Here is a 12138-nt window from a genome sequence, read left to right on the forward strand (position 1 = left end):
TAAACCCAGTGGCAACTCTATTCGTATATTGGTTACGATGAAGTTGACCGGTTTACGGAGCATTGCTCACTTTACACTTTTCCTATTCGGACTGAGCTTCATGCCCAATTTTGCTTTTGGGCAAGATTTCTTTGTCCCGAATGAAGGCCAATGGCCAGGAGATTTTCTCTACAAGGGAAAGTTCGGCAACTCCTACGTTTTTATCGGCGACCAACACATCGGTATTTCGCAAGTGGTCTATGAAGATCTTCACAACCACAATCATCCACATCGCGAAGCCTCGAGCGGACACTTCTACAAGATGAATTTTGTGGATGCGAAACTGCCAACCATTCAATCCTCTGGCAGAGCATCGCATTATCTCAACTTCTTTCTAGGAAGTAGCAATCGCTGGAGATCCAAGGTGTTTCCAGTTTCCGAAATTCGACATACCGACTTATACGAGGATGTTGATGCCGTCTTCTACACGAGGTATGGCCAGTTTAAATACGATTTGATATCAGAGAATGCATCGAGCCTCCAGCAAGTAAAAATCTACTACGAGGGTACGGAAGGAGTTCGGATTATTGAAGGTCGACTTCACATTCAAACCTCCGTTGGAGAAGTGATTGAAATTCGACCGTATGCCTATCATCCCGATACAAAGAAGGCTATTGAAGCGTCTTATGTTCTTCATGGCGATACCCTTTCTTTTCATATTGATGAAGAATACAACGGCCCTGTAGTCCTTGATCCGACATTCATCTTTTCAACCTACACGGGTTCGCAAGCCGATAACTGGGGCTATTCTGCAACGTATGACCCTTCGGATAGCAGCGCCTACGCTGCGGGAATCCAATATGGTGCTGGCGGAACATATCCCACTACAACCGGTGCATTCGATACCACATATAACGGTGGCACCAGCGATGTGACAATCTCGAAGTTTAGTCCCGACGGGCGCTCGCTCATTTACAGTACCTATTTAGGTGGATCCGGGGTAGAGCAACCCAGTAGTATTATTGCTGATTCCACAGGACGTCTTATTGTTATTGGTCCAACGGGGTCCGACGATTTTCCAGTTACATCCAATGCGTTCGACACCACCTTCAACCCCGGGTCGGCCGTTTCAATTAACAGCTTCAACCATCCAGCCGGGGTGGATCTGTTCGTTACTGTTTTTAATGACTCTGGAACCGCACTCTACGGAAGTACATACGTCGGCGGCTCTGGCGTTGACGGTATGAATATGCAGCTTGCTGAAAATTATGGTGATTGGGTAAGGGGAGAGGTCATTCTCACACCCGACAATACGATTATGATCGCCAGTTCTACGACCTCTCCAGATATCCCGCTGGTCAATAACTATCGTCCCGCAAGCATTGTACAGCAGGAAGCCTGGATCTTAGAATTGCCGCTTGAGTGTGATACGCTCTTGTGGAGCACGACTTATGGTGGAGCAAACCGTGATGGCGGTTTCGCGCTACGAATATATCGCCCCAATAACCGGATTTATATGTGCGGCTCGACCCAAAGCTTGGATTTAGACAGCACCGGAAGTGGCGCTGTTCCCAATTTTCTGGGTAATAGAGATGGATTCATTGTCTCTTTCGATGAAACCACAAGAGTTCCAAACGCAGCTACGTACAATGGTACCACAGATTGGGACATGAACTTTATGATGGATTTAGATAGAGACGGCGATGTCTACGTGTACGGTCAGACACGTGGGACCTACCCAACATCGACAAGAGCCATTAATGAGATAAATCACTCCGTGTTTGTGAATGAGTTCAGCGCGGATCTAACTACCGACATGAGAGCTCTGGCATTCGGGAACAAGCGCGCAAATAGCCTAGCCATATCACCTACAGCCTTTGCGGTGGATGAGTGCGGCGACGTTTATTTAAGTGGTTGGGGTGGATCCGTAAACATCGTGGCAAGTACCACGCAGGATATGTTTACCACCAGCGATGCCTATCAGGATTCGACACGCGGAAGTGACCTATATTTTGCCGTGATTGATGCGAGTTTCCAGCGCTTCAATTATGCAACCTTCTTTGGTGCAATTGAAACGGATCCAAATCAAGATAGAGAACACGTGGATGGCGGAACTTCCCGCTTCGATTCGAGAGGGATTATGTATCAAGCTACCTGCGCAGGGTGCGGTGGGTCAGATAGATTTCCCACCTTCCCGAACGACGTTTACTCGAGGGTGAACGGATCCGGGAATTGTAACTTGGCGGTGACTGTTATCGCTTTTGAGCAGCAACAAGCATCCGTTTCAATAAGTGCTCCAGATACCGTTTGCTCGCCATTCGACTTTTATGTGGTTGATACCATCACGGGCGCTGATTATGTGATTTGGGACTTTGGAAACGGCGATATTGATACATCCTTTTCAACCCCAATTAGAACCTTCACTACGCCAGGTACATACACTGTTACCGTCACTGCAATTGATACGAATTGTGGTACCATGGATTCTGCTAGCCTCACATTTGAGGTTGTGAATCCTACTGCCGATGCATCATTTGCCATGTCATATGATGAATGTGACGTAAACCGAACCGTGAATTTTATTACCTCTTCACCCAACGCTATATTCTTTTGGGATTTTGGCGATGGTGCACGAGATACCACAACGGGAAATACAGCTCATACTTACCCAGGCCTAGGGCCATATACCGTAACCGTCATCGCAATAGCAAGCAACTGTTTCGGTTCCGCCGCAGATACGTCTACCGCAACGGTGACCTTCTCGGTTCCTCCGGACGACCCAGAAATCGAGTTTTACTACGGTGGCTGTACAAATGAAGCCGAAGCGAGGTTTTATACAGAAACGCCGGGCTGGCATGTCTTCGAATGGCAGCTCAGCGATGGGCAGCAGTTTGTGGGTGACTACTACATCACAACGATTGATGAGGGTTTCATTACGGCGACGCTAACGGTGACGGATACCATTTGTAACCGAAGTGTGACGGTGTCCGAAACCTTTGAAGCAAAGGCCGACATCACGTCATTTGCCGGTAGTGTACCAAATGTGTTTACACCAGATGGCGATGGAATAAACGACTTCTTCCAACTTCAAGAGGGCTTTGTGCCATCTAGCCTTACCGGGTTTAGCGTGAAGGTATATGACCGTTGGGGACAACCTCTTTTTGAGAGTAGTTCTATAGATTTTAAGTGGGATGGAAGCGTGGATGGTAAGCCTTTGACAGAAGGTGTGTACTTTTGGATAATCAGTTCTGCCTCCAGTTGTGGGGGAGGAGTGAAAGAGAACGGAGTTGTACACATCATGAAAGCTGAAGAATGATTCGAGTATATCACAATCCACGATGCACCAAATCTCGTGAGGCCGTAAAGTATTTAGAGGAAAAAGGAGTTGAAGCTCAAGTGGTTGAGTATATGAAAGAACCTCTTACACCAAACGAGTTAGAGGTAATCCTAGATGCCCTCGACATGGAACCGATGGAACTCATTCGCACCAATGAAGCGATTTGGAAAGAAGAGTTCAAAGGGAAAGAGCTAGACGATGATGAACTCATCCTCGCCATGATCGAGTATCCTAAACTCATGCAACGTCCCATCGTTATGAACGGCGATAAAGCGGTTGTTGCGCGTCCGGCAGAGAAATCAGACGAAGTCTTATAGATTCGTTTCTATAGAAAAAAGGAACCCCGAGTGATGAGCTCGGGGCTTTTTGATGTTTAGGGTGTGCTTATTTCAAACTCCCAACCATATCTTCTGGCTTAACCCACTCGTCGAATTGCTCGCTAGTGAGAAGCTCAAGTTCAACCGCAGCCTCGCGGAGTGTCTTTCCTTCAGCGTGTGCTTTCTTGGCGATTTTCGCAGCATTCTCGTAACCGATGTGCGTGTTCAAGGCCGTCACTAACATCAAGCTGTTCTCCAAATGCTGCTTAATCATCGGCTTGTTCGGCTCAATTCCTACCGCACAGTTTTCATTGAAGGATACACATGCATCCCCAATCAATCTTGCACTCATCAATACGTTGTAAGCCATCATTGGCTTGAAAACATTCAACTCGAAGTGGCCTGTTGAACCACCAACGCTTACTGCCGTATCGTTGCCAATAACTTGCGCCGCTACCATCGTCAATGCCTCAGGTTGCGTAGGGTTTACTTTACCTGGCATAATAGATGACCCCGGCTCGTTGCTTGGTAAATTGAGTTCGCCAATTCCACAACGTGGTCCAGATCCCAACATACGGATGTCGTTACCAATTTTCATCAAGCTAACCGCTACTCGCTTTAGAGCTCCGCTCATTTCTACCATAGCGTCGTGTGCTGCTAGAGCCTCAAACTTGTTTGGCGCAGTCACGAATGGTAACCCTGTTAGCTTCGCAATCTTTTCAGCCACCAAAACGTCGTATCCGTTTGGCGTATTCAAGCCAGTACCAACAGCAGTACCACCAAGAGCTAACTCACGTACCATTTCGAGAGCGTTCTTGAGGGCGCGAATACCGTTGTTCAACTGCTGAACGTATCCCGAGAATTCTTGTCCGAGGGTAAGCGGCGTCGCATCCATAAAGTGCGTACGACCTGTTTTAGTGATGGTGCTGTATTCCTCACTTTTCGCCTGAAGCGTGTCGCGAAGTACCTCAATACCCGGAATAGTATTCTCAACAACCAACTTGTACGTGGCAATATGCATTGCGGTAGGGAAGGTGTCGTTCGACGATTGTGACTTGTTCACGTCGTCGTTCGGGTGAAGCGCCTTTGCTTCATCAGTCAGGGCACCACCGTTAATCACGTGACCTCGGTTAGCAACAACCTCGTTTACGTTCATGTTGCTCTGCGTTCCAGAGCCGGTCTGCCAAATCACAAGAGGGAAGTTGCCTTCAAGTTTGCCGGCAAGAATCTCGTCGCACGCCTTTGCGATGAGGTCCATTTTCTCCGTTGGCAAAACGCCCAATTCGCTGTTCGCCTGAGCGGCGGCTTTCTTCAAGTAAGCAAATGCCTCGATGATTTCAGAAGGCATGGAAGCCTCTGGACCAATCTTGAAGTTGTTTCTACTGCGTTCGGTTTGTGCACCCCAATAAGCGTCGGCCGGAACCTTTACTTCGCCCATGGTGTCGTGCTCAATGCGATAATCCATCTTGTGGTGATTTATTGAAATTATTGAACGATTAGCATTACGATGTATGCTGGAATAGTGCTGATTAAGGCCACCAGCAATCCTCTTAAAACATAGCTTGAAGTAGAGAGTTTACGCTGAACGCGTAGAGCTCCAACATGATAGGCCAACAAAATACACGCATAGGCAAATGCACCAGCGCCATACACTTTGTTGAGTGCCATCCACTCCGCGTCTGTAAGAGGTGTGTCGCCCTCAAACCCGTAAACCATATTCGGTTCAATCCAGCCCCCATATAGCGGGAAGGCTAGCGCTCCGATGCATAAAGCGGCAAGGATGAAGGTGATAGAATAGATTTTCTTGACCATCGTCTGAAATTCATCGGCAAAAATACAACCTCCTTTGCGCTCAAAGTAGGTGGAACTCAGTTTTCTCGACAATTCCATAAAAAAGATGTGGGATGAATAGGCTTTTATCTTTAATTTAGCGGCCGTTAATTACATTGAGATATGAAGTTCATCGGATTCCTCATCTTCTTGCTTATCGCCCTAATGGGCTTTTCTATGTTGATCTTCCTCGCATTGTTCGTAGGATATTGGATCACACTCACAACGGTTGAGCGCATCAACCCAGACCTTGCCAACAGAATGGTTGGCCATAAAGAAGACTAACAGGTTCTTCAACCCGAAGACTTACTAGATATTGAAAACCCCGCTTTGGCGGGGTTTTTTGGTTTTTGGAGGGTTAGAGGGTTAGAGGGTTGGAGGGTTAGAGGGTTAGAGGGTTGGAGGGTTGGAGGGTTGGACTTTGGCGAGGAGCTAATCTAGGTCATTAGGATTTTGATCTTCTTTAATTTTAAGTCGCTTGACACCCGTCCATTTTTGCGATTTTCTACTCAGTCCGATGAGTTAAAATCAAGAATTTGCGATTTTGCCTTTTGCGCGAAACATACACACGCCGCGCTCTCTTTTCCGCGCCAGCGGAATCCTTTCACATCTTCAGAAGGCGAGTTGTTATCCATTTGAATAGGTAAGTCGCTTGACACCTATTCATTTTGCGTTTTCTACTCGGTTCGATGAGTTGAAATCAAGTAATTGCGATTTTGCTTTTTGCGAATTTGCAGCTTGCCCGCCAGCCGGCGGGAGAAGCATACACACGCCGCACGCTCTTTTCCGCACCAGCGGAATCCTTTCACATCCGCCGAAGGCGTATTGTGATCCTTTTGCCGAGGCACGAGGCAATCCCTACAACTCCGTCACAAACACCGTATCCGACCCCAATCTACTCCTCACATACGCCCTCAACTTCGTCTTAATCTCCAGCTCCTTCGCCTCTTCCAATTCTAAGCTAGGGTCAAACTTGATGAGCAAAGTACAAATGGTGTCCCGAGTGGCATTCGACAATTGAAGCTGACCCGCGTAGATCTCCGAAATCTCCGGATTGTAAATTCGAATTCCCTCGATTAAATCTTTAGGCAGCCCAGACTCCGCAAGCTTATCCAGCTTATCCTTCAGTCGAGCTATTTCCGAATCCTTGCCTTGAAGCGTATTCTGTGATTCAATTAAGGAGGAAGCAATGCGCTGCATCTCCTCACCATTTGCCGCAATCGCACTATTGTCAACCTGCACGACATTCAGCACTATGTTATTCAAACCTCTCGCTTCCGCTTGCTTCTCCCAACTCGCTATCATCTTGTCGGGAATCTGCTCTCCCAGAAAAGCCAAGCTAATAATGGCCGCGTCTCCCTCAAAGGTGATTTCAGGATCCATCATCATCGCTCTATCCACATGAATGTCCTCCGCAATGAAGGCTTCAATTTTTTGAAGACGATACGTACGGTCGACCACATTGTAGAATACATACGCGCTAGGTAGAACGAACACAATGAGGACGAAGATGATAATACGGCGAGTTCTCTTCTCTTTTAATGGGTCGGCAAGCTTACGCGCAGGATACTTCAAGTAGCGCACAACTAATGTGGTGGCTAGACTGATGAAAATACTGTTGATGAGGAAGAGGTACATCGCTCCTCCAAAGTGGAAGAGATTACCCGTGGCAATGCCATATCCAGCCGTACATAAAGGCGGCATAAGGGCTGTTGCAATTGCTACCCCCGGAATCACGTTGTTCTTTTCTCTTCTAGAACCCGCAAGAATCCCCGCTGCACCACCAAAAATGGCAACCATCACATCCAAAAGCGTAGGTTGTGTTCTTGCCAACAATTCAGATTGAGTGCCGATAGTCGGGGCAATGAGGAAAAAGAGAGTGGAAGACAATATCGCCATCAACACCGCAACACCCCAGTTTCGAAGGCTTCGCTTTAAGAGGACGATGTCGTTAATTCCAACCGATAATCCCACACCCATAATGGGACCCATGAGTGGGGAAATAAGCATGGCTCCGACAATAACAGCCGGAGAGTTTACATTCAAACCAATGGAACAAATGAAAATGGAAAGAATTAAAATCCAGAGGTTAAAGCCTCGGAATTCAACATCCTTTTCAATGCCCTCAATGGTCGATTGAGGATTTGCATTGTCAATAATGCTCAAGCGATGCTTGATGAACTCTCTGAAAGTACGGATGAATCGACGGAAGTAAAATTCGCTCTCCTTTCGAACGTCTTCCTCTTTCTTCAGTTGCTCTTCAACAACTGCATCGCTAATGTCCTCTCCAGATGAGTCGGCAGGTTGGTTTTTATCCTCTACCATATAAGATTAGGTGTATTGATCTCCGAAATCAACTTTTACGTCATTGACCATTTGCTTGATGGCTTGTTCTTCCGAACGCGGACAAATCAGTAGGCGCGTATCATCTTGAATGATGATGTAATCTTCAAGCCCACTAATCACCCCAAGCTTTCCTGGATCAATACGTACGATGTTGTTTCGACTATTGTAAAATAACACCTTTTTTGTATTCACACTGTTGCCGTGATCGTCTAATTTACTCTGCTCGTGCACCGAGCCCCAAGAGCCTAAGTCGCTCCAACCGAAGCTACTAGGGATAACGTATACGTTCTTTGCCTTCTCGAGTATGCCGTAGTCAACACTCTCGTTTTCACAGCTCGGATAGATGTGATCGATGAACTCTTTTTCTCCCGAGGTATTCAGCACATCCCAACCTTGTTCAAACGATTGGTAGATGTCCGGCAAGTGCTTGTCAAAAGAGTTCATGATGGTATTGGCATTCCAAATGAAGATGCCCGAATTCCAGAGGAAGTCACCACTCTCAATGAACTGCTCAGCCATCTCCAAATTTGGCTTTTCGGTGAAGGTCTTCACTTGTTGTACCTCCGGATGGATGTCCTTCTCAGGGTCTTTGTACTGAATGTAGCCGTAACCTGTTTCCGGACGATGCGGCTTTATGCCCAATGTGCAGAGGATGTTATTGTCACGAGTCGCCTCCAAAGCCACGTTCAAAATGCGACCGAACTCTTTCTCATCCGTAATCAAATGGTCTGCAGGTGAGATCACCATGTTCGCCAACGGATCCTTCTTCTTAATCTTGAAGGAAGCATAGGCAATACACGGAGCCGTGTTTCTTCTCGCAGGTTCCAGAATAATGTTCTCATTCGGAATATTCGGGAGCTGATCTTGCGTGATGTCGGCGTATTGCTCGTTGGTTATGACGTAAATATGATCTTCGGGACAAATGTTCGTGAGTCGACGAAAGGTCTGTTGAATGAGTGTTTCGCCAGTGCCAAGTATATCGAGGAATTGCTTTGGCTTGGTAGAAGTGCTGGAAGGCCAAAATCGACTTCCCACTCCTCCGGCCATAATAACGCAGTATGTATTCTTCATTGGTGTCAATTGAAAGGAATGTCAAATATAAGGTTTCGTAAGTGCTTATCCATTTTGTGAGATGGTTAAGGCATCGTCAATTTTGGCTATCTTCGCGGCTTGAAGAACGACATTAACTGCTGAATTTCACGGCGGTTTCAAAATAGAACAATCATGCTTAATCTCGTCCTATTCGGCCCTCCAGGAGCCGGCAAAGGAACTCAGTCCGAGCGCCTCATCGACCGCTATTCCCTAGTGCATTTGTCTACCGGAGATATCTTCCGCTACAACATGAGCAACGATACCGAACTCGGTAAGCTCGCTAAGGAGTACATCAATAAAGGTCAGCTTGTGCCCGACGAGGTTACCATCAACATGCTTTCTGCCGAGGTTGAAAAGCATCCAGAAGCAAAGGGTTTCATCTTCGATGGTTTCCCACGTACCAAGCCCCAAGCCGCAGCGCTTGATACCCTTATGGAAGGAAAAGGCTCTGGCATCACAGCCATGGTAGCTCTAGAAGTTCCCGAAGAAGAGCTCCGCAACCGTCTCAAAGAGCGCGCACTTTCTAGCGGCCGCGCCGATGATGCCGATCCAGCGATTATCCAAAACAGAATCGACGTTTACAACGCCGAAACAGCTCCGGTGAAGGACTTCTACATCGCTCAGGATAAGTTCTACGGAATCGACGGTGTAGGTTCAATCGACGATATCACCAACCGACTTACAACGGTTATTGACCAATTTTAATGGCAGGCTCTAACTTCATCGACTACGTAAAGATCCATTGTACTTCCGGAAAGGGAGGAAAAGGGTCTACACACCTACTCAGAACACGCGGTAACGCCAAAGGCGGTCCCGATGGTGGCGATGGAGGTAGAGGTGGCCATGTTATCGTGCGCGGCAATTCGCAGATGTGGACATTGCTCCACCTCAAGTATCGCAAGCACATCAAAGCCGAACACGGTGGCGATGGAAGCCGTATGGATCGACACGGTTCAGATGGTGATGATCGCTACATCGACGTGCCTCTGGGTACCGTAGCTAAAGATCCAGATACCGGAGAGATCCTGTTCGAGATTACCGAAGACGGACAAGAGCAAGTGCTCATGCAAGGGGGTAGAGGTGGACGTGGTAACACGCACTTTAAATCTTCTACCAATCAAACTCCCCGATATGCACAACCCGGTGAGGAAGGCGAAGAAGGCTGGAGAATCCTAGAGCTAAAAGTGCTCGCAGATGTTGGTCTGGTTGGTTTCCCCAACGCCGGAAAGTCCACGTTACTTTCAGCTGTAAGTGCTGCGAAGCCAGAAATTGCAGATTACCCATTCACGACCTTGGTGCCAAACTTAGGTATGGTGGCTTACCGCGATTATCAGTCTTTCGCCATTGCCGATATCCCAGGAATTATCGAAGGTGCAAGTGAAGGTAAGGGCCTCGGACATCGCTTCTTGCGTCACATTGAACGCAACGCGCTTTTACTGTTTATGATTCCGGCAGATGCCGACGACCATAGGAAGTCGTACGACATTCTTCTGGAAGAATTGAGAAAGTACAATCCGGACCTGCTGGATAAGCAACGCTTATTGGCCGTTTCTAAATCGGATTTGCTCGACGAGGAGCTCGAAGCTGAAATCGCAAAAGAGCTTCCGGAAGATCTGCCACATATCTTCATTTCCTCAGTTACTGGAAAGGGTATTCAAGAATTGAAAGACCTTCTCTGGAAGAAGTTGAATGAATAACCGACCTTCGGAGTATGGCGAACTTTGATGGTCCGTTTTGGGAATCCGATAGAGAACTCTTCGTTTCACTGAACAACGCCGGCTTCGAATCATTAGACGGATTCATGCTGGCCGTCTCCGGTACCCTCATGTGGATACCGTTGTACGCCATTCTAGTTTTCTTATTGTTCAAGGCCAAAGGCACTCGCGATGGAATCATCTCGCTCGCCTGGGTTGTTGTGCTCATTCTGCTGTGCGATCAATTGTCGGTACATGCGTTCAAAGAAGTGTTCGAACGACTTCGTCCATGCCATGAGCCGTTGCTCGAAGGTCAGGTAAGGTTGGTGAAGTCGCACTGTGGTGGACAATTCGGTTTCGTTTCTTCCCACGCTACCAATACTTTCGGACTTGCCGTTTTCGTAGGAAGGATACTGAAGGATAAATACAAATGGCTGCTTGCCGCGCTAGTGATTTGGGCAGCATTGGTTTCGTACAGCCGCATTTGGCTTGGCGTTCATTACCCGATGGATATTTTCGGCGGTGCGGTTCTAGGAACTGTAATCGCTACGCTTCTGTTGAGGATTTCTGAAAAGACCCTCAACCGCGGTCGTTCTGAATCTTAATGGGAATGATCATGTAGGAGTGAACGGGCTGTCCATTTATTTGCCCTGGTGTCCAATCAGGCATGCTCAAGATCAATTTCTCAACATTCACTTCAAGCGACCTATCCGGATAGGTATTCCGCATAATTTCAACATTCGATGTTTTTCCTTTCTTCGAAATGATGAAGCGAACGTAAACCCGAACGTTTTCTTCTAGCTCCGCGATATGAGGAGGTATTTCAAGCGAATCTCTAACAAATTTGAAGAGCGCTTCAACACCACCTGGGTATTCCGCTTGAACTTCTGGGAATTGAGCAATCACGCTGTCGGGCTGAGGTTCAGGAGGATAGAATGCTTCCGGGTCAACCACCGGAGGAGTGTCTATCGGATTCGAGAGAGCAACTTCACCATCGAGAACATGCAACACGGGTTCTCCGATGTCGGGTATGTTGGCGGGAAGCGGGATGTCCTTTTTGGCTGCCTTCACCTCTAGCGTGTCGGAAGCAGTGGATGTCTCCAGGGTATCGAGAGCCGATGTTTCTGTTGAATCTGATATTGTGTCGGATTGGATGGTCTGTACCTGCGGTGGGGTGGGGTTGGAAGATGAATCCCCGTTGGAACAGCTCGCCGCCATCATTGCCCCAATAGCCAAAACGTAAAAGGCTAGGTTGGTCTTGGGGTTCTTCCGCACATACTTTTTGACCGCTACTAGAATCTCCTCTTCTTTAAAATCGAATTGATGCGGATAGATATGGCCGCAAACGCGTTCGTCTGCATGCGAAAGCAAGTACTCAATGATTTCCTCTCTTCGCATTTGGGTGAAATCCATCACCGACTTCTGGCACGAATCGCAATGGCGGGAAATCAACCCGATTTTCATTTTGTCCCAATCTTCGTGGCAAGGGTCTGTGATAGCGTATTTCATATCGGTCGTTAGCTATTGATTGTATGCAGCAACG

11 protein-coding genes are annotated in these 12138 nt (G+C 47.5%); 6 read left to right on the forward strand and 5 right to left on the reverse strand.

What is annotated here, in order from left to right; genetic code table 11:
- The first annotated feature begins 37 nt into the window (after window positions 1–37).
- Entirely contained in the window at window positions 38–3295 is a 3258-nt protein-coding gene (locus F8C67_RS07180; RefSeq protein WP_151667151.1) for a DUF7948 domain-containing protein, read from the forward strand.
- On the forward strand, window positions 3292–3633 hold the full coding sequence (gene arsC, locus F8C67_RS07185) for an arsenate reductase (glutaredoxin) (RefSeq protein ID WP_151667152.1): 342 nt from the start codon (window positions 3292–3294) through the stop codon (window positions 3631–3633). Before F8C67_RS07180 ends, arsC begins: the two co-directional genes overlap by 4 nt.
- 67 nt (window positions 3634–3700) lie before the next feature.
- Here the strand turns inward: arsC and fumC are convergent, their stop codons facing one another.
- On the reverse strand, window positions 3701–5098 hold the full coding sequence (gene fumC / locus F8C67_RS07190) for a class II fumarate hydratase (RefSeq protein WP_151667153.1): 1398 nt from the start codon (window positions 5096–5098) through the stop codon (window positions 3701–3703).
- 20 nt (window positions 5099–5118) lie between these two features.
- Window positions 5119–5523, reverse strand: coding sequence for a hypothetical protein (locus F8C67_RS07195; RefSeq protein ID WP_170266392.1), 405 nt, complete (start codon window positions 5521–5523; stop codon window positions 5119–5121).
- 63 nt (window positions 5524–5586) lie between these two features.
- On the opposite strand from F8C67_RS07195, the gene F8C67_RS14295 reads away from it, so the two are divergent.
- Entirely contained in the window at window positions 5587–5748 is a 162-nt protein-coding gene (locus F8C67_RS14295; RefSeq protein WP_170266393.1) for a hypothetical protein, read from the forward strand.
- 573 nt (window positions 5749–6321) lie between these two features.
- Here the strand turns inward: F8C67_RS14295 and F8C67_RS07200 are convergent.
- Together F8C67_RS07200 and F8C67_RS07205 are read right to left on the reverse strand one after the other, a co-directional pair.
- Complete coding sequence (locus F8C67_RS07200) at window positions 6322–7788, reverse strand: DUF389 domain-containing protein (protein WP_151667155.1); 1467 nt, start codon at window positions 7786–7788, stop codon at window positions 6322–6324.
- Between the two features lie 6 nt (window positions 7789–7794).
- Window positions 7795–8880, reverse strand: a complete 1086-nt coding sequence (locus F8C67_RS07205) for a mannose-1-phosphate guanylyltransferase (protein WP_151667156.1) — start codon at window positions 8878–8880, stop codon at window positions 7795–7797.
- Between the two features lie 153 nt (window positions 8881–9033).
- Here F8C67_RS07205 and F8C67_RS07210 point away from each other — a divergent pair, with 153 nt between their 5' ends.
- The 3 genes from F8C67_RS07210 to F8C67_RS07220 are packed head-to-tail and all read left to right on the forward strand — an operon-like array spanning window position 9034 to window position 11200.
- Window positions 9034–9606, forward strand: coding sequence for an adenylate kinase (locus tag F8C67_RS07210; protein WP_151667157.1), 573 nt, complete (start codon window positions 9034–9036; stop codon window positions 9604–9606).
- Window positions 9606–10598 (forward strand): GTPase ObgE, encoded by a 993-nt coding sequence (gene obgE / locus F8C67_RS07215; RefSeq protein WP_151667158.1) that lies wholly within the window; start codon window positions 9606–9608, stop codon window positions 10596–10598. The genes F8C67_RS07210 and obgE overlap by 1 nt, the downstream gene beginning before the upstream one ends.
- 14 nt (window positions 10599–10612) lie before the next feature.
- Window positions 10613–11200: a phosphatase PAP2 family protein gene (locus tag F8C67_RS07220; protein WP_151667159.1), complete on the forward strand. Its 588-nt coding sequence runs from the start codon at window positions 10613–10615 to the stop codon at window positions 11198–11200.
- On the opposite strand, the gene F8C67_RS07225 is transcribed toward F8C67_RS07220, so the two are convergent.
- Entirely contained in the window at window positions 11175–12104 is a 930-nt protein-coding gene (locus F8C67_RS07225; RefSeq protein WP_151667160.1) for an energy transducer TonB, read from the reverse strand. The two genes, F8C67_RS07220 and F8C67_RS07225, sit on opposite strands and share 26 nt — an antisense overlap.
- Between the last annotated feature and the right edge of the window lie 34 nt (window positions 12105–12138).

The sequence above is a fragment of the Phaeocystidibacter luteus genome (assembly GCF_008933115.1).
Lineage (GTDB): Bacteria > Bacteroidota > Bacteroidia > Flavobacteriales > Schleiferiaceae > Phaeocystidibacter > Phaeocystidibacter luteus.